The organism is Roseibium sp., from assembly GCF_048261595.1.
Lineage (GTDB): Bacteria > Pseudomonadota > Alphaproteobacteria > Rhizobiales > Stappiaceae > Roseibium.
Genome location: NZ_JBLXFW010000001.1, coordinates 217271 through 238150 on the forward strand (window position 1 = coordinate 217271; position 20880 = coordinate 238150).

Below are 20880 nucleotides of genomic sequence, written 5' to 3' on the forward strand. Positions count from 1 at the left end.
TCCGAATTTACAGCCGCGCGAGCCACGTGGCGATCGGGGGGAACGCTATGATCAGCGCGAGCGACACAAGCATCGCGAGGACGAAGGGAAAGGCGCCCTGAAAGATTTCCCCGACCTTCAGGTCCGGGTCGTCCATGGCCGACTTGATGATGTAGACCGACAGGCCGAAGGGCGGGGTCAACAATCCGACTTCGACGGCAACAACCGTCAAGACCCCGAACCAGATCAGGTCAAAGCCAGCGGCCGATGCAATCGGCAATGCGATCGGCAGAAGGATCAGCATGATCGATATGGAGTCGATCAGGCAGCCCAGTGCGATGATCAGAAGGATATAGAACAGCAGGAAACCATAGGGACCGACCGGCCCGGTCAGGAACAGCTCCGCAAGTTCCCGAGGTACTCCTGACATGGCCAGCATGCGACTGAAGAAGGTCGCTGCGAGGATCAGGAACAGGACCGAAACCGTGATCTGGCCGGTTTCGACCAGAAGCGACCAGAAGCTGCGAGGGTCGAGCGAGCGCCGTGCGAGGGCAATAACAAGAGCGCCAAAGGCCCCTGCTGCGCCTGCTTCGGTCGGGTTCAGGAAGCCGCCGTAGAGGCCGCCGAGAACAATCAGGATCAGAGAAATGATCGGTACCGACTTGCGCAGGATCGCCAATCCATTGATGGGTTCATCCTGTTCTTCCACGTCGTCCTCTCGCTGAAAGACGAACCCCTTGTTCGAGCGGGCAAGCAGCAGGATGGTAACGCAGAAGGCCAATGCCAGGAGGATGCCCGGTCCGATGCCGGCCAGGAACATGCGCCCGACGGATTCCTCGGCCAGCACCGCATAGACGATCATGAGGAGTGATGGCGGGATCAACATGCCGAGGACCGAGGACCCGGCGACCACGCCGGTCGCAAATTTCTTGGTGTAGCCGTGGCGCGTCATTTCCGGAACGGCGACCCGGCTGAAAACTGTGGCGGATGCGATGGAGATCCCGGTAATCGAGGCAAAGACGGCATTTGCGAAAACGGTTGCGATTCCAAGGCCGGCCGCGACACGTCGCAAGAGTTGCTGGAAGACGTCGAAAGTGTCCTTGCCGACCTTCGAGATCGTTACCAGAAGTCCCATAAGCACGAAGAGCGGAACGACCGCAAAGAGATATTCGCGCAGGGAGTCGTTGGCGACGGCCGCCATCATGCGCAAGGAAACGACATCATTGCGGATTGCCGCGACCCCGATGAAGGAGACCGACAGCATGCCGATCCCGATGGGCATGCCGAGATAGATGAGTACGATGAGCCCGAGGACGGCGAGCGACCCGATTTCGACCGGTGTCATTGTGAATTCCTGGGTCTTGCGGCGGAGCGGAGGTCGCCGGCGGCGCGGAAGATGAACTCGAGTGCGGCAACGGTCATGCCGATCAGGATGAGAGCCCGGAACGGCCAGGTCGGCAGGGTCGCAATACCGGTTACCCCGATGTATTCGCCTGCGCTCCAGTCCTTGTTGAGGATCCGGATGCTGGCCCAGGCTATGCCGCCGATGACGGATGCGCCGACAAGGTTGAAGGCAGCCGACAGGATCGCGCCGGTGCGCGGCCATTTGCGGCGGAAGCCAACATAGAAAATCTCGGTGCGAGCAAGGCGATCTGCACGAACGGTCGAAGCCAACTGAAGGCATACGATCATGACCAACAGCAGCGCACCCAGTTCCGATACCAGCGGCAGGGATGCTCCCATTGCATTTCGGGCAATGATGTCGGCGCAGATGATCACCATCAAGACGCAGATTAGGCCCGTTCCCAATACTGCGAGACCGTCCACGACGATACGCCAGGCGCGCAGCAGAGTGTTATCGGAACGCCCCCCTTTCGGGGGAGCGTTCGCCACGTTGTCAGCAAGATCGGACATTGCAGATCGGCCCGCTTACTTGTCCCAGTCGCGGATCGGCGTTTCGCCGCGAGCGCGCAGACCGTCCATGTAGGCTGACAGGAAGGCACGAGCCGGCTGGCCCTGCTTTTCCAGTTCATCCGCCCACTCGCCAGCGAGATCCGGAAGCTTGCTAACCCAGGCTTCGCGCTGTTCCTGCGGCATCTCGATGATCTGGACGGGGGTCTCCTGACTAGCACCGAGTTCGACCATCTTGTTGAGTGCAAACTCATGGCGCTCGACAAGATCCTTGCCGTGAGCCTCGGTGTAGTACTCGCCCGCTTCGATCATGGCCTGCTGGACTTCCTCGGGAAGACCGTCCCAGCTGTCGCGGTTGATCGCCACGGCCCCAGAGAAGGCGACGCCTGCGTCAAAGCGATTGATGTAGGGAGCGACTTCGTAGATTTTCGTCGGCAGAGCGCCAAGTGCAAGTGACAGAACACCATCGGAAACACCGGTCTGGATGTCGGTGTAGAAGGTCGTCAGAGCACCATCGACCGCATTTGCACCTGTACCGCGAAGCCATGTGCCGAGGACACCCGGCGCCGAGAGCTTCATGCCGTCGACGTCATCGATGCCGGCCAGCGGCTTCTTGGTGTAGATGTCGTACATGTCCGTGCTGGTCAGGCCGAGCACTTTCAGATTGTACTGTTCCCACTCTTTCTTGAAAGCCTCATTGTTTTCAAGAAGGTCGGCCATCACTTCGAGCTGTGCGGGCGGGTTGGCGGTGGCAAACGGCGCATAGCTCGATGCCTGGCTCAACGGCAGCTTGGCCGCTTCCAGGAACGAGAAGACCCAACCGATGTCGGTAATGCCTTCCTCGACAGACGACAGCGTCGCGTTGGCCTTGTAGAGCTGGCCGCCGAAGGCCTCGTTCCACTCGATCCGATAGTTGCCCTTTTCGGCAAGGATTTCATCGGTTCGAGCCATGAAGTGCGACTTGATCATGCCGATCCACGGAATGACCGTCGGATGGCTGGACGCAACCGTCAGGTTGATGGTTTCCTGGGCATTCGCCGGTGCGGAAAATGCAACCATGCCGGCGGTCATCAGTCCGATTAGAAGTCTCATATTTTCCTCCCTTTTAACTGCAGTTCTATCGCCTCGCCGTTCCTTTCCATGCAGGCCCATTGCCTACAGCCGATAAATCGGAACGGCTGTCCATCTGAGCCCGGGCGCATGGACCGAGCCGGCCGATCAGCCTGCCTTGCGGCGTGCAAGTTCGGTGCGAATTTCATCTCCGTGCTGGTCGAGCGTCGGCGGCGGTATGATTTCCGTATCCGGCTCGCCATCGAAGGAATAGGGAGCGCGTACGGTGGTTGTTTCGCCCCTTTCCGGATGTGCGGTCTTCACACCGATGCCGAGATGAACGGCCTGCGGATCCTCAAGTGCTTCGTTGGAATCATAGGCGGGCGAATGCGGCACCTCGCAAGCCAGCAGCTTTTCGCACCACTCGTCCCGGGTGCGGGTCTTGAAGATTGGCGTGAAAATCTCGATCAGCTCATCCTGGTGCTGGATCCGCTCCAGACGTTCAGCGAAACGCGGATCATCGTTGAGCTGCTGCTGACCGGTGGCTTCGAGCAGGCCTTCCCAGAACTTGGTCGGCGAGGACATATGGATCGCAACCCAGGCGCCGTCCTTGCATTCGAAGGTATAGCTCTGCGAGACGACCGGGCGCGACAGCGGCCCCATGATTTCGCCGACAGCGTAATAGTGGGTGAAGCTGTCGAGATTGAAGTGGCACATGGCCTCAAGCATGGAAATGTCCAGCCGGCGCCCCTTCCCTGTCTTGCTCCGCTCCATCAGCGCGGCAAGGATACCCATGGCGGCGTACTGGCCAGTGATCGCATCGGCGATGGCCGGCCCGATCACGCGCGGATTGGTCGGCGGGGTCAGGAGACGCAGGTAGCCGCTTGCTGCTTGGGCAACAGTATCGAAGGCCGGGCGGTCACGGGACGGGCCCGACGTGCCGAAGCCTGAAATCGCACAGTAGATGAGGTCCGGGCGCACCTTGCGCAGGTCATCCTCACCAACGCCCAGCTTCTCGGCCACACCCGGACGGAAATTCTGGATGAAGACGTCCGCAGTCGAGACCAGATCCAGAAGCGTGTTCAGGTCGTCCTTGCTCTTGGTGTCGAGAGCAATCGAGCGCTTGTTGCGGTTGTAGGTCTGGTAGTGAGGCGAATAGAGACCGCCCTTGAAGGCCCGGAACGGATCACCCGTCCCCGGGCGTTCGACCTTGATGACGTCTGCGCCGAGATCGGCCAGATGCAGGCCGGCTGCTGGGCCTGTGATGTAGGTGCCGAGCTCGACAACCCGAATATCCTTCAGGATTTTCATGATTGGATCCTCACGCCGTCTTCTTCGTGTTCGACGCTGAAGTTTCCTTCCCGTCGTATGAAATCGCCAGGTCGGCCTTGTGGGACATGATAAAGCCGATGGAGCGAAGGGATTCCTCGTAAAGATGTGCCGCCAGACCTGCAGTGCGGGCGAGCAGCGGTACGGCCTTCAGCGCCTCGAGTGGCCAGCCGGCATCGAGAATGGTTGCCGGGATCGCACCGGAAACGTTGATTGGAAGCGGCCGGTTTATGATCTGCGGCGCATGCTTGGCCAAGAGCCTCAGCGTCTCGACATATTTTCCGCTGAGACCAAGTTCGTCGCAGATGTCCAGCAGCCTGTTCGCACGCGGATCACCGTCGCTATGCTGGGGGTGTCCAAGACCGGGCACCTTCTTGCGTGCTGCCTTCAGCACTTCAAGATGCGCGATGACAGCGGCTTCCAGATCTCCGCCACGTTCTTCGGCATCCGATTGGATTTCAGCGAGGAAACGTCCAGCACTTTCGGAGCTTCCGGCAACGACACTTCCCATTCCGAGAAGACCTGCTGCCATGGCGCCCTGCCATGCGTCCGGTCCGGCAGCCAGGGTCATGCGGGCCGCCTGAACGCTCGGCACCAGACCATGTTCGGCGATCGAAACAAGACACGCATCCATCATGGCGCGCTGTGACTGGCTCGGGCGATCCCCCAGGACCAATAGCCAGAAATAGTCCGTGAAATCGATCTTGCCGATCAGATCGTCGCAAAGGTCATTGCCGCGCACCGTGATGCTGTCCGCATCCGAAGTTGCAATGGCTGTGAACGCCTGATCCTGCTTCCCAATTCGCATATCGACCTCGTTTTTCGGTGTGCGAAAATATTTCCTATTGCCGAAAAGTTAAACAGCATTTACTTTGCAGTCAAGTGGATTTCAGCTGGGCCTGCTACAGATGCACGACGAGTGCCGCGCCAGAATGCGCGCAACGGGTCGAAATCCAACAAACGAGATACGAGCCGGCAGAGGACTTCCAACGTCGGTAAAGTCGGAAAGGCATTTATGAAAACCGATCGGACAACAACTGAAGGAGCGGTCAATTCGAGGAACGCGGCAGCCGCCGCGCCGGTCGGAATTGCTTCCGATGACGAAAGGCGGCCTGCCGAATTTGTCGAAGCACTCGCGAAGGGAATTGCAGTGCTGGAGTGCTTTGATGCAAGCCACGCTGAAATGACGCTCAGCGAGATCGCGCGCCGCGTCGGGCTGTCTCCCGCAGCTGCCCGGCGCAGCCTCATTACCCTTCAGGCCCTTGGCTATATCGGACAGAAGAGCAAGCGGTTTCACCTGACGCCGAAGATCATGACCCTCGGGTCTGCATTCTATTTTTCCGCCCGTATCGACGAGGTTCTGCTGCCTGACCTTCGAGAGCTGGTCGAACGCTTCGGCGATGCCTCATCCGTCGGCACCCTCGACGGTCACGATGTCATCTACATCGCCCACTATTCGGTTCAGCGCGCACGCCGCGCCGCAGCGGTCGTCGGGGCCCGCTACTCCGCCAGTTCCACGTCCCTTGGCCGTGTCCTGCTCGCGGGTTTGTCGGATGATGCCCTCAAGAGATACATCGACACGTTCAAGGCCGAACCACTCACCTCCCGGACCATTACCGATCCGCAGGAGCTTCACCGCGAAGTCCTGAAAGTTCGCGAGAACGGCTATTCGACGACAGTGGATCAGCTCGACTACGGCATCACGGCCCTCGCCGTGCCGATCCGCGATCCCGACGGCAAGACAATCGCTGCGCTGAACACCTCCGGCTACACAGGCCTTGTGACCCCTGAGAGCCTCGTTGCCGAGCGCCTGCCGGAACTTCGCGCTGCCGCATCCCGGATTTCGCACGCGATCTCGCGCTACCCAATCCTTCAATCGATCATTGGAACCTGAAGACAGACAGAACGACTGGAGACTTCAATGTGCAGACTTTGCAATCCGAAAACACCTGAATTGCCCTGCCCGACCCGCCGGGACTTCATGAAGGCAAGCGCCGTTGCCGGCGCCGCTGCCACCACGAGCCTGGCCATGGGCGGTGCTGTCTCGGCGCAGGAAACTAGTGCAGGCACCCTGCCGGAAGGCCTGGGCCAGCCCGGCCGCCGGATCCTGATCAAGGGTGGCGCAGTCCTGTCCATGGATGACAAGGTCGGCAACTTTGCGGCCGGAGACGTCCTGATCGAAGGGACTAAGATAGTCGAAGTCGGCGCCAACATCGATGCTGGCGACGCAGTCGTCGTTGATGCGGCCGGAAAGATCGTGATGCCCGGTTTCGTCGATACGCACCATCATCAGTTCGAGACGGCGCTGCGCAGCCAGCTGGCCGACGGCATCCTGATCAATGACGGACGGCCCGGAAACGAGTCGAACTACTACGAGACCATCCTGCAGAAGTTCTCCATGGTCTACCGGCCGGAGGACGTCTACATCAACGAGCTGTTCGGCTCGATCGCCCAGCTGGATGCCGGTGTGACCACGGTCATGGACGTCAGCCAGATCCACCATTCGCCGGAACACTCCGACGCAGCGATCGAGGGTCTGCGGGATGCCGGGCGCCGTTCCGTCTTCGGTTACTTCGAGGGTTGGGGCGACCGCGCCAAGTACCCGCAGGATGCCGCGCGCATCAAGCAACAGTACTTCTCCTCCGACGACCAGCTGATGACCATGGTCATGGGCGGTGAAATCTATCTGCCCGGCTATGAGGAATCGTGGAAGATCGGCCGCGAACTGGGACTGCCGATCGCACTCCATGTCGTGGGAACCTTCGGCATGCAGGAAACCTTCGACAAGCTCGGGGCGGATGGCATGTTCGGCTCGGACAACATCTTCATCCACATGACCGGAATGTCGGAAAACGGCTGGAAATATGCTGCCGACGCCGGGGCGCATATTTCCCTGGCGGTGCCTATCGAAATGCACATGCGTCATGGCACTCCCCCGATCCAGCAGGCGATCGATCTTGGCATGAGCACGTCGCTTTCCACCGACGTCGAATGCACGATGACCGCGGACTTCTTCACCCAGATGCGCAGTCTCGTGACCTTGCAGCGCATGTTCGTCAACGAAAAGGCGCTCGCCGGTCAGGACTACCCTGACCTGATGCCGTCGATCGATGCCATCAAGATGGCAACCCTGGGCGGCGCCGAAGGCCTGAAACTCGACGGCAAGATCGGGTCACTGACACCTGGCAAGGAAGCCGACATCCTCCTTCTGGACGCCGAGGCGATCAACGTCGCACCGCTGAACAACGTTCCGGGAGCTGTCGTCACGCTGATGGAGCGCAACAATGTCGACACGGTCTTTGTTGCCGGCCAGGTCAAGAAGTGGAAGGGCGAACTGCTCGGCTTCGACGTGAAGCGCCTGCGCCAGGAACTGGAATCGAGCCGTGACTACCTGTTCGAGGCAGCCGGGATCGAGCGGAACCTTTTCGCATAACATCGAAATTCCCGGCCGGGCAGCCAATCCCGGCCGGGCCAAACAACCCGGGGCCACCCGCCCCGAAGGCAATGGAGGACGCCTTGGCACAACTCGTCGCCACATTGGCATCGACACACCACCCGTTTTATCTCAAGGCCACAACGATGCCGCCGGAGCAGCAGATGCCCCAGGCACCGGAATGGAAGCGAAAGGTCGAGGCTTATCGGGAGACACTTGCCCGCACCAAGCCGGACATTCTGGTCATGGTCGGTTCAGACCATTTCCATCAGATCTTCCTGGACAATTGCCCGCAATTTCTGATCGGCAAGGCCGAGCGTTACGACGCGACCTTCTACAACGAGGAACGCGAGTTCGGCATTCCGAAATACGTGCTTGAAGGCGACGAGGACATGTCGCGGTTCATGCATCGCTCGCTCATGGATCAGAGTTTCGACTTTGCGTTCTCAAACGAACTGAAGATCGACCATTCCATCATCTGCCCGATCATCACGGTTCGACCGGAAAACGATCTGCCTGTGGTACCGATCTACACCAATATCTTCGCGCCGCCGCTGCATTCGCCCAAGCGCTTCTACGATCTGGGCCGAGCAATCCGAAAGGCAATCGACGACTATCCGTCCGACAAGCGGGTTGCCGCGATTGGCACGGGTCACCTGTCGCTGGAACTCGGCGGACCACGCCAGTTCATGGAAACCGGGCCGGATCCGGAGTTCGACCGCAAGGCGATCGAATGGTTGCGCACGGGCGACATCGACGCGATCCTTGAAAACGTCACCCACGAGAGCATGGCCGGAAACGGCAATGCCACCCACGGTTTCCTGAACTTCATCCTGATGCTTGGGGTCGCAGGGCCAGAGGCCGCGGACTACGTCGACAACCTCGACCTCTTCCACACCATGGAAGCCTATCTGACATGGTATCCGAAGGAGCAGGCGGCATGAGCAAATACTACGTCAACAAGTTCCTGTTCACGGTGGATCGGGATCCCGAATATCTGAAGCGCTACACCGAGGACCCACGGTCCTTCGTGGCCACGTGGGAACAGTCGATCGGACCGAAGCTGTTGGGCAACGAGGGCGAGGCCTCAACGGTTCACAGTTTCACCGCGGCAGAACGGGAAGCCCTCATCAACCACGACTACGTGGCACTGTTTGAAATGGGAGCCCACTTCTTCCTGAACCTGACACTCTTCATCGGGATCTACGACGAGCCCTATCTCGAAAAGCATGGGCCCCTGTCATTCCAGCGCGAGTTTGCAGCCAAGCTGCAGCATTGGAAGGGCAAGGACTACCCGAGCGTCGAAACCTGAAAAGAGGGCCTGCCGGGAATTGTCCCGGCGGGCCTTTTCCGTCCCGATCCCGTCAGGGCGTCTCGGCTTCGAGAACCCGACGCAGCTTTCGGATCAGAACGCCGCGTGAGCGTTCGTCGGTTGCAGCCCTTAGCTGGTCGTTGATATCCAGGATCAGTTTGGTCACATCGTTGTGCCAGTCGAGGTGGGCGACCTGCTCCGGGCTGAGGCGCGGCTTGATGCCCTCGGTCTGGATCACCGCACCTTCTTCCGTCAATTCGTAGGTTGAATCGAGCACCGGTGTGATCACCGTCTGCGGGTCAACCAGGCGTCCGGCACTTTCTGCCAATTCGATGATGGCATTCTCTTCACCGTGAACCAGAAACAGCCCCTTGCGAACCGGCAGGCGGGCCTTGATCCAGTCGATCAGCTCGGTGCGATCCGCATGGCCGGAGTACTGGTCGATGGAGCGGATGCGTGCCCGGACGGCAATGTCCTCTCCCTGGATGCGCACGTTCTGCGCGCCCTCAAGCAGGAACCGGCCAAGTGTTCCCTTGGCCTGATAGCCGACGATCAGAACAGTTGCCTCCTCGCGCCATAGCCAGTTCTTGAGCCGGTGACGGATACGGCCAGCCTCGCACATGCCGCTGGCGGCGATCACGATATGGAAATCCCGAACCCGGTCGAGTGCCTTGCTCTGCTCCACGCTTTCGCTGAAGTGCAGGTTGTGCGCCTCAAGGCTCTGCAGGAAGGTTGCGCCGCGTTCCAGCTCGCGGGCGTGATGGGCAAAGACCCTCGTTGCGCGGGTCGCCAGCGGGCTGTCCAGATAGACCGGAATGCGCGGTAGCTCGCCCTCGGTCATCAGTTGACCGAGATCGCTAAGCAGCTCCTGGGCGCGTTCAACAGCAAAGGAGGGGATGATCAGCGCTCCGCTCGGCTTGATGGCGTCGCGAACTTCGCGTGACAGTATCTGGCGACGAAGCGCAGGCTTCACATCGTCCCTGTCGCGGTCGCCGTAGGTGGACTCGCAGACGAGATAGTCTACATCCGTCGGGCCTTCCGGATCCGGATGCAACAGTTTGAAGTCGGGACCAATGTCACCGGAAAACAAAAAGCGTTGTACCTGCCCCTCTGCCCGTTGCACCTCTAGTTCAAGGGAAGCCGAGCCCAGCATGTGGCCGGCATTCCAAAACCGTCCACGCGCGCCATCAAGGACCTTGAACCAGCGCCCGTATCTTTCCGGTTTCAGCTGTTCCAACGTCCGGCGGACGTCGATCTCGTCATAGATTGGCGTTACCGGCCGGCGGCTGCGCTTCGCCGCGCGGCGGTTGAACTGGCGCACCTCGATTTCCTGAATGTGCGCGCTGTCGAGCAACATGATCTCGGCAAGGTCCGCCGTGGCGTGGGTCAGATGAATGCTCCCGGAAAAGCCATGCTTGACCAGCTTGGGCAGAAGTCCGGAGTGATCGATATGGGCGTGGGTCAGGACAACGGCGTCGATCTGGCGTGGTTCGAAAGGAAACGGCCGGTAGTTCAGCTCCTTCTCCGTCTTTGAGCCCTGGAACATGCCGCAGTCGATCAGGATCACGCCTGCGTCGGTTTCCAGCCGGAAGCAGGAACCGGTAACTGCTCCAGCTGCACCGTGAAAACTGATCCTCGGATTTCTCATTGTGTCCTCGCCGGGCTCGCTCTTGACGTTTCCACCGGCGTGCAAGGACCGGTGCCATTCCTTTGTCAGTACCGGCAGAAGCTCCCAACCGGTATGCGAAATGTCAAATGGTTACGGCAACTTGCCCCATCGCCGCCGCATCATCGCCTTCGGACCCCAGGCACGACAGGGATGGATACCCCGGAGCCGGACAAAAGAAGACCGGCCTCCATGACGAAGGCCGGCCGAGATGATCGTTCTGAAAACGGTCGATCAGTCGTAGAGAACAGCAGTGATTTTCGGATCGTCGATGTTGCTCTTGTCGTAGTAGTAGAAGCCGGTGTCGATATGGCTTTCGACCTTTTCGCCCTTGGAGGCGGCAAGAGCGGCCTTCACGGTTTCATAGCCGATGCCAACAGGGTTCTGGGTGATCGCTCCAGCCATGACGCCGCTGCGGATTGCATCCTTCTGTGCCTTGCCGGAGTCGTATCCGATGACAACCACTTCGCCGCGACCCATTTCGGTGACGCCATTGACGACACCAAGCGCGGAGCCTTCGTTGGCACCAAAGATACCCTTGAGATCCGGGTTCGCGGTCAGGATCGCCTTGGTCAGTTCTGTCGACTTCAGGTGGTCACCGCCGCCGTACTGAACCGTGACGACTTCGATGCCGGAGTGATTGGCCTTGATCTGGTTGACGAAACCGTCAACACGGTCGATGCCGGTCCGGCTGGTCTGGTCGTGGGCAACAACAGCCACCTTGCCGGAACCACCGATCAGCTCGGCCATCTTGTCGGCTGCAAGTGCTGCCGCTGCGAGATTATCCGTCGATGCGGTTGCGACCGGGATCTCGCTGTCAACGCCACTATCGAAGGCGATGATCGGAATACCCTTGTCGTTTGCTTCGCGAAGCAGCGGGATCGCGGCCTGACTGTCGAGTGCGGCGAAACCGATGGCCGTCGGGTTCTTGGCAAGGGCAGCCGCCAGCATGTCGATCTGCCGATCGACCATGGTTTCATTGTCCGGGCCTTCGAACGTGATCGTTACGCCGAGCTCAGCGGCAGCCTGATCCGCGCCGGCCTTCACTGCCTGCCAGAACTGGTGCTGGAAGCCCTTGGAGATGAGCGGGATATAAACCTCGTCAGCGGAGGCAATGTTTCCGGACAGCATCAACGCCATTGCGCTGGCTGCACCAATAAGTCCACGTCTTGTCAGCATATTCCTCTCCTGTCGTTGGCCCATCAGGGCAGTTGCCGGGGCTTCATGCCCTTCTTGGATGGATTCAGGCCTTCCTTTTGCGAACCATGTCCGCATAGACGGCCAGAATGATGATCGCGCCCGTAACAACGGTCTGCCATTCCTGCGCCACCGACAGGACGCGCAGTCCGTTGGTGAGGACGGCCATTATCAAGGCGCCGATGAGTGTACCGAGGATCGTGCCGCGGCCGCCGGACAGCGATGTTCCGCCGATCACAACGGCCGCGATGGCTTCGAGTTCATATCCGAGACCGAGCGCAGGCTGGGCGGAGTTGAGACGAGAGGCGATCAGGATGCCGGCAATGCCGCAGATCGAGCCGGCAAGCGCATAGACGGCCATCTTCCAGCGGTCGGTATTGACGCCGGACAGGCGAACGGCTTCCTCGTTCGAACCAAGCGCAAAAGTGTAGCGGCCCAGGACCGTGCGGCCGAGGATATAGGCAGCGGCCAGCGCTACGAGAAACAGGATAAGAACCCCGTTCGGGATCGGCAGAGCCGGAATGATTTCACCGATCAACGAACCACGCGATATCTGGTCGAACCCCGGCGTGTCGTTGAAGTAGATCGGACGGGTGCCCGAGATGACCAAAGACAGGCCCTTGAGGATCAGCATCATTCCCAGCGTCGCGATGAAGGGTGGAATTTTCATCTTGGCGATGAAAGTGCCCGAGCACAGCCCGCAGAGCGCTCCGGTCGCAATGGCAGCAACAACTCCAACCGGCAGTGGCATGCCCATGTTGGTCAGGACCACGCCGGCAATCACCGCGCAGAAGGTCATCATGGTGCCGACTGACAGGTCGATCCCCCCGGTGATGATCACCAGCGTCGCCGCCACCGCCAGAACGCCGTTGACCGAGGTCGCCTGCAGGATGGCGATCATGTTCGAGGTCTGCATGAAGTTGGACGAAGCTATCGAAAAGCCGACCAACAGCAGGATCAGACTGGCGAAAGCCAACAGCTTCTGGTGCGCGCCAGACTCGGCAAGCCGGGAAAGAAGGCTCGGTGTCGGCGTCGGTGTCGCGATGGTCATTGAACGGTCCTCTCCGGCTGCATCACCGGCGCACGCAGTGTCGCCAGATGCATAATGTCTTCTTGCGTGGTTGCCTCACCGCCCGGCAGGACCCCGGTCAGCCGTCCTTCGCACATCACGGCAATACGATGACTGAGGCGCATGATTTCCGGAAGTTCGGAAGAAATCACGATGATTGCCCTGCCCTCCGCGGCCAGCTCCTTCAGGAGTTTGTAGATTTCGGACTTCGCCCCGACGTCGATGCCGCGGGTCGGTTCATCGAAAATGAGGATGTCGCAGTCGCGGTAGAGCCATTTGGCGATGACCACCTTCTGCTGGTTTCCGCCTGACAGGAGCCGGACTTCCTGCCGGTCCGAAGGCGTGCGGATGCCGAGTTTCTGGATATAGTCCTGGGCGGTTCGGCGCATGCCGTCTTCGTCCAACCGGCCAGCTGCACCAGAAAACCGGTCAAGACTGGCGAGGCAAACGTTGGTTCGCACATCCATGCCGGTTGCCAGTCCGAAATGCTTGCGGTCCTCCGACAGGTAGCCAATTCCCGCTTTGACCGCATCGGCCGGTTGACGGATTGAACAGGGTTTTCCGTGAACCCGAATTTCGCCTGCGTCTCGCGGATCAGCACCGAAGATCGCGCGTGCGACTTCCGTCCGCCCTGCACCCATCAGCCCGGCAAACCCTAGAATTTCTCCCTTCTTCACCGAGAAGCTGACTTCGCGGATCTCGCGCCCCCGTGAAAGCCCTCGGACTTCCAGAAGCGTTTCCGCGTGTTCCAGGTCCGGGATGTCGACCGGTTCGGAATTGACCTCCCGTCCGACCATCATGGAAATGATCTTCGAGACCGGAGTGTCCGCAGCGCCGACAGTTCCGACATAGGCCCCGTCCCGCATGACGGTTACCCGGTCCGCGATCTGTTTCAGCTCGTCCATCTTGTGGCTGATGTAGATGATGCCGACCCCATCTGCCTTTAGCTGGCGAATGATCTGGAACAGCTCCGCTATTTCGGCGTCATTGAGCGCTGCAGTCGGTTCGTCCATGATCAGGATGCGCGAGCGATATGACAGCGCCTTTGCGATCTCCACCATCTGCTGCTTTGCAATGGTCAGCTCACCGACCACGGTGCGCGGGTCGAGCTTCAGGTTCATGGAGGCGAATATGTCCGCAGCCTGACGGTTCAACGCTCCTTCGTCGAGCCGCCCAAAACTCTTGCGCGGTTCCCGGCCGATAAAGATGTTCTGAGCGACCGTCAGGTCGTTCATCAGGCTGAGTTCCTGATGAATGATCCCGATGCCCAGATCCTGGGCCTTGCGCGGACCGTCAATATCGACCTCGTCGCCCATGATTTCGAGGCGCCCCTCGTCCTTGGCATAGATGCCGGAAAGGATCTTCATCAGGGTCGACTTGCCGGCGCCGTTCTCGCCCATCAGAGCGTGAACTTCACCACCATCGAGGTCAAATCTGACTGACTTGAGCGCGTGTACCCCGGGGAACCGTTTCTCGATCCCCTCCATGGTAACCAGTCTTGTCATCCTGCAGTCCTCCCAAACCGCGATACGGGGGCCTAGATCGTGACACCCCCGTCGACCAGCATGGCCTGCCCGGTCACGTAGCTGCTCTCGTCGCTGAGCAGGTAGACGACCATGGGTGTCATGTCGTCGACCGATGCAAGCCGCCCCATAGGCTGGCGGGCGATGAAGTTCTTTTCCGCTTCGACCGGATCCGGCGCCGAGGCGATCCGGCCGCGCAGCGAAGGCGTATCGACGGTACCCGGGCAAAGGGCATTGCAGCGGATTCCCTTGCCGACAAAGTCGGCGGCAATCCCCTTGGTCAGGCCGAGCACGGCTGCCTTGGTGGTTCCATAGGCCGTGCGCATGGGGAAGCCCTTGATCGACGAGGCCATGGAGGACATGTTGAGGATTGCTGCGGTCCCGGTCGCCTCCGCCCTCCGTATCATGCCGGGCAGAAAGGCCTGGGTCATCCGGTACATGGACGTGACGTTCAGTTCGAAACTGAAGGCCCAGTCCTCCTCCGTAATATCGAGGACTGTCCCGTTGTGAACAAAGCCGGCGCAATTAAAGAGACCGTCGAGGTCTGCGACTTTCGACGCTAGGGCATCGATTGCGGCACGATCGCGGACATCCAGCTTGTGGACCTCGATGCCGTCCGCCTCGGATGGCAGGGTGTCGAGTGTATCCTCGTTGATATCGACGGCAATGACCTTGGCCCCCTCGCGGGCACAGGCGATAGCACTTGCACGGCCCATACCCTGGCCGGCAGCCGATATCAGAATTGTCTTTCCTTCAAGACGCACAGTGTCCTCCCGAGATATGTGCGATGGAATGCAGGCCGGATTACATCACCGCCCCAATCTGCCAGGGCACGAATTCGACCCCGCCAAAACCAAGCTCTTCGCTTTTCGACAATTCGCCCGACGCCACGGCGATGATCTTCTCGAAAATCTCCTGCCCCTTGTCCTCGAGAGAGACGCCTTCGGAGACAATGTCGCCGCAGTTGATGTCCATGTCGTCCGACATGCGGCCGTACATCTCTGAATTGGTCGCAAGCTTGATGCATGGCGTTGGCATGAAGCCGGATACGGATCCGCGTCCCGTGGTGAAGACGATGATGTTCGAGCCCGAGGCAATCTGCCCGGTGACCGAACACGGATCGAAACCCGGGCTGTCCATGAAGACGAAGCCTTTCGTCGTGATCGGCTCGCCAAACTTGTAGACCTCGGACAGGGGTGCGGAGCCCCCCTTTGCCGTTGCTCCCAGCGACTTCTCAAGAATGGTGGTCAGACCGCCACGCTTGTTGCCGGGCGACGGATTGTTGTCCATTTCGCCGCCATTGCGCGCGGTATAGTCCTCCCACCAGCGCACGCGTTCGATCAGGCGCTCGCCGACGTCCACCGAAACGGCGCGCCGCGTCAAAAGATGCTCGGCACCATAGATTTCAGAGGTTTCCGACAGGATTGTCGTGCCGCCATGACGAACGAGAAGATCAGAGGCAATACCGAGCGCCGGATTTGCGGTGATGCCCGAATATCCGTCCGAGCCACCGCATTGCATGCCGACCATGATTTCGGACACCGGTGCGGGCGAGCGCGTCGCCGTGTTCGCCAGCTCGGCCAGCTCGCGAAGCTCCTTCAGTCCGACCTCGATGGTCTTCCTGGTACCGCCGGTTTGCTGGATGGTCATGTAGCGCAGATTGCCGTCCGGGCGGATCTTGCGACCGCCGACAAGATCTGAAATCTGCATGACCTCGCAGCCAAGGCCGATCAATAGGATTGCAGCGAAGTTCGGATGCTGCGCATAGCCGGACAGCGTCCGGAACAGCGTGGCATAGCCCTCGTCCTTGGCAGACATGCCGCAACCCGTACCGTGAACAATCGGAACGATGCCGTCGACATTCGGAAATTCTTTCAGAAGGCCACTGCGTTCGGCTGCCTCGGCGATGAACTTGGCCACCGAACCCGAGCAGTTCACCGACGTCAGGATGCCAATGTAATTGCGGGTTCCGACCTTGCCGTCAGCCCGCACATAACCCTGGAAGGTTCTTTGCTCGGCGATCGGTTCGAGTGGAACACTCGCCTCCGCGTGACCATAGTCACGGGTATGCTCACCCATGCCAAGATTGTGCACATGGACATGTTCACCCGGCGCGATGTTCTGCTTTGCCTGACCGATGATCTGGCCGTAACGCACCACCATTTCGCCCTGTAGGATCGGACGGCGCGCGATCTTGTGACCGCGCATGATCTGCCCTGGGAGCTCAGCGTCAACGAAAGCTGCCGTGTCACCTGCATTCAGATCCTGAAGCGCGACAACCACGTTGTCGTCAGCATGAAGCAGGATAGCGTTGGCGTGGGTTTTCAGCACGAATAGTCCTCCCTCCTCGCCATCCTCCGGTCACCTTCAAGTGGCCGGTCCGGGTGTCAAGCTTTAATCAATCGTTAGCTTGACACTCAAACTGTGTCAACTAACATGTTAGCATTCAATTTTGAGACGGACATGACACTTGCTGAAGACGGCAGCCGCGAAGAATACGCCCTGGCCGACATCACGAAGATGAGCGGTTCGCTCGCAAACAGGGTCTACGAGGCTCTGCGCGAGGCGATTCTGCAGATGCATCTGCCACCGGGAACGATGTTGAAAAAACAGGTCATCTGCGACCAGCTCGGCGTTTCCCGCTCGCCCGTGACAGAGGCCATCACCAAGCTGGCCGGAGAAGGTCTCGTTGAGGTGGTTCCGCAGTCCGGCTCGCGGGTGACGAAGTTTTCGATGTCGGAAATTCGGGAAGGCGCCTTCCTGCGCGAAGCCATCGAACTTGCAGCAGTCGCCAAGGTTGCCGCCGAGCGAAGCGAAGCGCAGATGGCCGAACTGAACCGGAACCTCCGCCTGCAGGCCATGTTTCTGGAAGAAGGTGACGAAATCGGCTTCTATCACGAAGACGAGCGGATGCATGAAGCCATCCTCGATTACACCGGCTATCCGAAGCTCAATGTTCTTGCCTCGACCGGCTGGATCCAGGTCAACCGCGCAAGACTTTTGCTACTGCCCATGCAGGGCCGCGCCAAGCAGACCCATGTCGAACACACCGCCATCATCGAAGCGATCCGAAACAGGGATCCGGACGCAGCCCGCGATGCGATGAAACATCACCTGCGTGACCTCGTGGCCCGGCTCGAACCTCTGGCCAGAGAACGGCCGGACCTGTTCGACTGAGCGAATTCCAGGGCGCCAGCAGGGTGAACCCGTCAAGAGATTTCCAGGGAGGGGAAACGTGAGGGCATCAGACACGCAGCCGTTGAACGACCGCAGCGACCAAACCATCGAGCTTACGCGCATGGGGTTCGGCGGCGCTCCGCTCGGCAACCTTTATCGGAAGGTGCCAGATGAGGACGCCCAGGCAGCACTGCAAACCGCGTACGATCTCGGCATTCGCTATTTCGACACGGCGCCCCAGTATGGCCTCGGGCGTTCAGAGGAACGGTTCGGCGCGGCGCTGGCCCGTTTCGGCCGCGACAACGTCGTCCTGTCCACGAAAATCGGACGGCTCTTGCTCGATTGCGCGCCGGATGAGGTCACGCCCGAAGCCTTTGTCGATGTTCCCCAAAAACGGATCGTCTTCGATTACAGCTATGATGGCGTCATGCGCAGTTACGAAGACAGCCGGAAACGTCTGGGTGTCCGGAATGCGGATATCCTCTTCGTCCATGACGTCTGCGCCTTCTCGCAAGGCTCTCAGGAAATGAGCGACCAGCGGGTCCGCGAACTGTTCGACCTTGGCGGCTACAGGGCCCTGAACGAGTTGAAGGCCGCCGGAGAAATCCGAGCCATAGGCGCCGGCGTCAATGAATGGCAAGTTTGCGAAAGGCTGCTCGGCCTTGGTGATTTCGACTGCTTCCTGCTCGCTGGCCGCTACACGTTGCTGGAACAGGACGCGCTGGAGAGTTTCCTGCCGCTTTGTGAAGAACGGGACGTCGGTATCATCCTCGGCGGCCCGTATAATTCCGGCATCCTGGCAACCGGTGCCGTGGAAGGCGCGAAGTACAATTACGCCGATGCTCCTGCCGACATTCTCGAACGTGTCCGAAAGATCGAGACCGTCTGCGATGCACATGGCGTGCGATTGATCGCGGCAGCCCTGCAGTTCGTTCTCGGTCATCCTTGCGTCAAGACCGTGATCCCCGGCGCTGTGAATGCGGCGGAAGTGCGCGCCAATGTCGAACTCCTGGCCACGGCCATCCCTTCAGGGTTTTGGAGCGACCTCAGGAGCGAAGGCCTCATCCGTCCGGATGCACCCCTGCCCAAGGAGGACACATGCTACGCGGCCTGAACCCCATCCTGTCGCCCGATCTGCTGCATGCCCTCAGGTCCATGGGTCATGGCGACGACATCGTGATCGCAGATGCCAACTTCCCTGGCACGAGCAACGGAAAACGGACTGTTCGCCTCGACGGCATTTCTGCGACGGACGTCCTGCAGGCGGTTCTGGAAGTCATGCCGCTGGACAGTTTTGTCCCCGACCCGGCGTTGACCATGCAGGTCGTCGGCAATGCCGCTGCAATTCCACCGGTCGTGGCCGAATTCCAGAAAATCGTGAATGCAACAGCGGATCATCCCGCCGGTCTCGCGTCGCTGGAACGCCATGCATTCTATGAACGTGCGCGTCAGGCTTTCGTCATCGTGCAAACCGGAGAGACCCGGCTTTACGGCAACATCATCGTCAAGAAGGGTGTGGTCGGTCCATGAGTGGGTGCGGCGAACGCATTGATGCGCACCAGCACTTCTGGCAGCTTTCACGTGGAGATTACGGCTGGCTGACTCCGGAGCTCGGACCTATCTACCGAGACTTCATGCCGGCGGATCTCACTCCGTTGCTGGGCCGGAACAAGGTCGCCGGCACGATTTTGGTGCAGGCCGCCCCGACAGTGGCCGAGACCCGGTTCATGCTCGACCTTGCCGAGGCGAACAATTTTATCAAGGGTGTCGTCGGCTGGACCGATTTCGATGCCGAAGATGCGCCCGACCGGATCGACGAACTGGCGCGCCACCCGAAACTGATCGGCTTGCGCCCCATGATCCAGGACATCGCGCAGGACGATTGGTTGCTGTCCGATCATATCGTGCGCGCTCTTGATGCGATGGTCGACAATGAGCTCGTTTTCGACGCACTCACCCTGCCCCGTCACCTGCCACACCTGCGTGTCCTACTGGAGCGAAATCCAGATCTCCGCGTTGTCATCGACCATGGCTCCAAGCCAGAGATCCGCAATCGGATGATCGACCCGTGGAAGAACGAAATGGATATGATCGCGCGCGAGACAAGCGCGTGGTGCAAGATCTCCGGTCTGGTGACGGAAGCTGAGCCGGATTGGACGATCGATGATCTCAGGCCCTACGTCGATCACCTGCTGGCTGCGTTCGAACCGGATCGCCTGATCTGGGGGAGCGACTGGCCGGTCTGCACCTTGGCTTCCTCATATGACCGCTGGGTCGACACCTGCGAGACCCTGCTTGATGGTCTGAACGCAGATCAGAAGGACAAGATCTGGCGGCGCAATGCCCTGACCGCCTATGGTCTCGACGATTGAGCTACGCGCTCAGCCCTCCTGAAGATCCTTCTTGAAGATCATTTCAAGGCGCGCCTGCATGGCATTCTCGATATGACGACGGGCAGCGGCCTCTGCCTTGTCTGCGTCGCGCGCCTCGATCCCCTCGACAATCGCCCTGTGCTCAAGAGTGGCCGCTTGCGTGCGCCCATCGACGGAGAATGTCGTATCGGGAAGAAGGGCCAGAGAGTCGTTCAATTCCTCAAGCATGCGCGACAGGTAGCTGTTATGGGCAGCTTCATAGATCGCCTCATGAAAGACCATGTTCGCCTTGGCCCGAGCGCCGGCCCCGCCGGATACGTTTGAGAATGCGTCGGAGGCGAAGCCAAGCGCAGCAAGGTCGGACGGCGACGCGTTCTGGGCGGCAAAGCGAGCCGCGGCCCCTTCCAGCACCGCGCGCAGCGAATAGAGCTCCATCACTTGCGAGCGGGTGAGCTCCTTGACCGTCCATCCTCCCTTCGCACTTTCAACGAGACCACGGGCAAAGAGACGGGCGAAGGCTTCGCGAACCGGGGTACGACTGACGCCGAGTTCACGCGCGGTCTCGTCCTCACGCATGCGCGTACCGGGTTTGAGGTCGCCGGAACGCATCCGCTCTAGCAGGATCTTGTAGACCTTGCTGCCGCGGGAATTGTCACCCCGCCCCCGTTCAACCGGCGTCTTGTCGCTGCCGTCTTCTGACAAATTCATGCTCCCAGTGTTCCGCCCAGTGGCTTCCCCCGCAGGGCTTTTGCGCGCGCCGACCTTTGCGGAGACGCGTCCATCAACCTGCAATCCCGCCCCTCTCCCGTCAGCGCCCACTAGTAGCCGCCCTTGCAACCGGAGCGCCAGCAGGAATTCGCAT

General features: G+C 60.0%; 20 protein-coding genes. 8 read left to right on the forward strand and 12 right to left on the reverse strand.

The window, feature by feature from the left end; all coding sequences use genetic code 11:
- Positions 1 to 7: 7 nt before the first annotated feature.
- From ACN0SY_RS00960 to ACN0SY_RS00980, 5 genes are all read right to left on the reverse strand, one after another.
- Complete coding sequence (locus tag ACN0SY_RS00960; RefSeq protein ID WP_417683885.1) at positions 8 to 1324, reverse strand: TRAP transporter large permease; 1317 nt, start codon at positions 1322 to 1324, stop codon at positions 8 to 10.
- Complete coding sequence (locus ACN0SY_RS00965) at positions 1321 to 1893, reverse strand: TRAP transporter small permease (protein WP_417683886.1); 573 nt, start codon at positions 1891 to 1893, stop codon at positions 1321 to 1323. Before ACN0SY_RS00965 ends, ACN0SY_RS00960 begins: the two co-directional genes overlap by 4 nt.
- A gap of 15 nt (positions 1894 to 1908) precedes the next feature.
- Positions 1909 to 2982, reverse strand: coding sequence for a C4-dicarboxylate TRAP transporter substrate-binding protein (locus ACN0SY_RS00970; RefSeq protein ID WP_417683887.1), 1074 nt, complete (start codon positions 2980 to 2982; stop codon positions 1909 to 1911).
- Positions 2983 to 3108: 126 nt separating this feature from the next.
- On the reverse strand, positions 3109 to 4251 hold the full coding sequence (locus tag ACN0SY_RS00975) for a CaiB/BaiF CoA transferase family protein (RefSeq protein WP_417683888.1): 1143 nt from the start codon (positions 4249 to 4251) through the stop codon (positions 3109 to 3111).
- 10 nt (positions 4252 to 4261) lie between these two features.
- Complete coding sequence (locus ACN0SY_RS00980; RefSeq protein WP_417683889.1) at positions 4262 to 5077, reverse strand: citryl-CoA lyase; 816 nt, start codon at positions 5075 to 5077, stop codon at positions 4262 to 4264.
- A 207-nt stretch (positions 5078 to 5284) separates the two neighbouring features.
- Between ACN0SY_RS00980 and ACN0SY_RS00985 the strand changes: the two genes are divergently transcribed.
- The 4 genes from ACN0SY_RS00985 (at position 5285) to ACN0SY_RS01000 (ending at position 9014) form a co-directional block, all read left to right on the forward strand.
- Entirely contained in the window at positions 5285 to 6163 is an 879-nt protein-coding gene (locus tag ACN0SY_RS00985; RefSeq protein WP_417683890.1) for an IclR family transcriptional regulator domain-containing protein, read from the forward strand.
- Between the two features lie 27 nt (positions 6164 to 6190).
- Positions 6191 to 7702: an amidohydrolase family protein gene (locus ACN0SY_RS00990; protein ID WP_417683891.1), complete on the forward strand. Its 1512-nt coding sequence runs from the start codon at positions 6191 to 6193 to the stop codon at positions 7700 to 7702.
- Positions 7703 to 7785: 83 nt separating this feature from the next.
- On the forward strand, positions 7786 to 8646 hold the full coding sequence (locus ACN0SY_RS00995) for an extradiol ring-cleavage dioxygenase (protein ID WP_417683892.1): 861 nt from the start codon (positions 7786 to 7788) through the stop codon (positions 8644 to 8646).
- Positions 8643 to 9014: a hypothetical protein gene (locus ACN0SY_RS01000; RefSeq protein ID WP_417683893.1), complete on the forward strand. Its 372-nt coding sequence runs from the start codon at positions 8643 to 8645 to the stop codon at positions 9012 to 9014. The genes ACN0SY_RS00995 and ACN0SY_RS01000 overlap by 4 nt, the downstream gene beginning before the upstream one ends.
- Before the next feature lie 52 nt (positions 9015 to 9066).
- Here the strand turns inward: ACN0SY_RS01000 and ACN0SY_RS01005 are convergent, their stop codons facing one another.
- From ACN0SY_RS01005 to ACN0SY_RS01030, 6 genes are all read right to left on the reverse strand, one after another.
- On the reverse strand, positions 9067 to 10662 hold the full coding sequence (locus tag ACN0SY_RS01005; RefSeq protein WP_417683894.1) for an MBL fold metallo-hydrolase: 1596 nt from the start codon (positions 10660 to 10662) through the stop codon (positions 9067 to 9069).
- A gap of 252 nt (positions 10663 to 10914) precedes the next feature.
- Complete coding sequence (locus tag ACN0SY_RS01010) at positions 10915 to 11859, reverse strand: ABC transporter substrate-binding protein (RefSeq protein WP_417683895.1); 945 nt, start codon at positions 11857 to 11859, stop codon at positions 10915 to 10917.
- A gap of 64 nt (positions 11860 to 11923) precedes the next feature.
- Complete coding sequence (locus ACN0SY_RS01015; protein WP_417683896.1) at positions 11924 to 12928, reverse strand: ABC transporter permease; 1005 nt, start codon at positions 12926 to 12928, stop codon at positions 11924 to 11926.
- Positions 12925 to 14451 carry a sugar ABC transporter ATP-binding protein gene (locus tag ACN0SY_RS01020; RefSeq protein ID WP_417683897.1) on the reverse strand — a complete coding sequence of 509 codons (1527 nt, stop codon included), beginning with the start codon at positions 14449 to 14451 and terminating at the stop codon, positions 12925 to 12927. The genes ACN0SY_RS01015 and ACN0SY_RS01020 overlap by 4 nt, the downstream gene beginning before the upstream one ends.
- A gap of 32 nt (positions 14452 to 14483) precedes the next feature.
- Positions 14484 to 15233, reverse strand: a complete 750-nt coding sequence (locus ACN0SY_RS01025) for an SDR family oxidoreductase (protein ID WP_417683898.1) — start codon at positions 15231 to 15233, stop codon at positions 14484 to 14486.
- A gap of 40 nt (positions 15234 to 15273) precedes the next feature.
- Positions 15274 to 16800, reverse strand: coding sequence for a UxaA family hydrolase (locus ACN0SY_RS01030; protein ID WP_417683899.1), 1527 nt, complete (start codon positions 16798 to 16800; stop codon positions 15274 to 15276).
- A 132-nt stretch (positions 16801 to 16932) separates the two neighbouring features.
- Here ACN0SY_RS01030 and ACN0SY_RS01035 point away from each other — a divergent pair, with 132 nt between their 5' ends.
- Genes ACN0SY_RS01035 through ACN0SY_RS01050 form a run of 4 tightly spaced genes read left to right on the forward strand, consistent with a single transcriptional unit; the run spans position 16933 to position 20018 of the window.
- Positions 16933 to 17646, forward strand: coding sequence for a GntR family transcriptional regulator (locus ACN0SY_RS01035; RefSeq protein WP_417683900.1), 714 nt, complete (start codon positions 16933 to 16935; stop codon positions 17644 to 17646).
- A 58-nt stretch (positions 17647 to 17704) separates the two neighbouring features.
- Entirely contained in the window at positions 17705 to 18760 is a 1056-nt protein-coding gene (locus tag ACN0SY_RS01040) for an aldo/keto reductase (RefSeq protein WP_417683901.1), read from the forward strand.
- Positions 18745 to 19176, forward strand: coding sequence for an RbsD/FucU family protein (locus tag ACN0SY_RS01045; RefSeq protein ID WP_417683902.1), 432 nt, complete (start codon positions 18745 to 18747; stop codon positions 19174 to 19176). The genes ACN0SY_RS01040 and ACN0SY_RS01045 overlap by 16 nt, the downstream gene beginning before the upstream one ends.
- Positions 19173 to 20018, forward strand: coding sequence for an amidohydrolase family protein (locus ACN0SY_RS01050; RefSeq protein ID WP_417683903.1), 846 nt, complete (start codon positions 19173 to 19175; stop codon positions 20016 to 20018). Before ACN0SY_RS01045 ends, ACN0SY_RS01050 begins: the two co-directional genes overlap by 4 nt.
- A gap of 9 nt (positions 20019 to 20027) precedes the next feature.
- Here the strand turns inward: ACN0SY_RS01050 and ACN0SY_RS01055 are convergent, their stop codons facing one another.
- Positions 20028 to 20726 (reverse strand): GntR family transcriptional regulator, encoded by a 699-nt coding sequence (locus ACN0SY_RS01055; RefSeq protein ID WP_417683904.1) that lies wholly within the window; start codon positions 20724 to 20726, stop codon positions 20028 to 20030.
- Between the last annotated feature and the right edge of the window lie 154 nt (positions 20727 to 20880).

Excerpts from the sequence above, each read along its gene's own strand:
- ACN0SY_RS01055 (WP_417683904.1), bottom strand. The coding sequence starts at position 20,726 with ATGAATTTGTCAGAAGACGGCAGCGACAAGACGCCGGTTGAACGGGGG.
- ACN0SY_RS00965 (WP_417683886.1), bottom strand. The coding sequence starts at position 1,893 with ATGTCCGATCTTGCTGACAACGTGGCGAACGCTCCCCCGAAAGGGGGG.
- ACN0SY_RS00985 (WP_417683890.1), top strand. The coding sequence starts at position 5,285 with ATGAAAACCGATCGGACAACAACTGAAGGAGCGGTCAATTCGAGGAAC.
- ACN0SY_RS00960 (WP_417683885.1), bottom strand. The coding sequence starts at position 1,324 with ATGACACCGGTCGAAATCGGGTCGCTCGCCGTCCTCGGGCTCATCGTA.
- ACN0SY_RS00970 (WP_417683887.1), bottom strand. The coding sequence starts at position 2,982 with ATGAGACTTCTAATCGGACTGATGACCGCCGGCATGGTTGCATTTTCC.
- ACN0SY_RS01005 (WP_417683894.1), bottom strand. The coding sequence starts at position 10,662 with ATGAGAAATCCGAGGATCAGTTTTCACGGTGCAGCTGGAGCAGTTACC.
- ACN0SY_RS01035 (WP_417683900.1), top strand. The coding sequence starts at position 16,933 with ATGACACTTGCTGAAGACGGCAGCCGCGAAGAATACGCCCTGGCCGAC.
- ACN0SY_RS01020 (WP_417683897.1), bottom strand. The coding sequence starts at position 14,451 with ATGACAAGACTGGTTACCATGGAGGGGATCGAGAAACGGTTCCCCGGG.
- ACN0SY_RS00990 (WP_417683891.1), top strand. The coding sequence starts at position 6,191 with ATGTGCAGACTTTGCAATCCGAAAACACCTGAATTGCCCTGCCCGACC.
- ACN0SY_RS01050 (WP_417683903.1), top strand. The coding sequence starts at position 19,173 with ATGAGTGGGTGCGGCGAACGCATTGATGCGCACCAGCACTTCTGGCAG.
- ACN0SY_RS01000 (WP_417683893.1), top strand. The coding sequence starts at position 8,643 with ATGAGCAAATACTACGTCAACAAGTTCCTGTTCACGGTGGATCGGGAT.
- ACN0SY_RS01045 (WP_417683902.1), top strand. The coding sequence starts at position 18,745 with ATGCTACGCGGCCTGAACCCCATCCTGTCGCCCGATCTGCTGCATGCC.
- ACN0SY_RS01015 (WP_417683896.1), bottom strand. The coding sequence starts at position 12,928 with ATGACCATCGCGACACCGACGCCGACACCGAGCCTTCTTTCCCGGCTT.
- ACN0SY_RS00975 (WP_417683888.1), bottom strand. The coding sequence starts at position 4,251 with ATGAAAATCCTGAAGGATATTCGGGTTGTCGAGCTCGGCACCTACATC.
- ACN0SY_RS01010 (WP_417683895.1), bottom strand. The coding sequence starts at position 11,859 with ATGCTGACAAGACGTGGACTTATTGGTGCAGCCAGCGCAATGGCGTTG.
- ACN0SY_RS00980 (WP_417683889.1), bottom strand. The coding sequence starts at position 5,077 with ATGCGAATTGGGAAGCAGGATCAGGCGTTCACAGCCATTGCAACTTCG.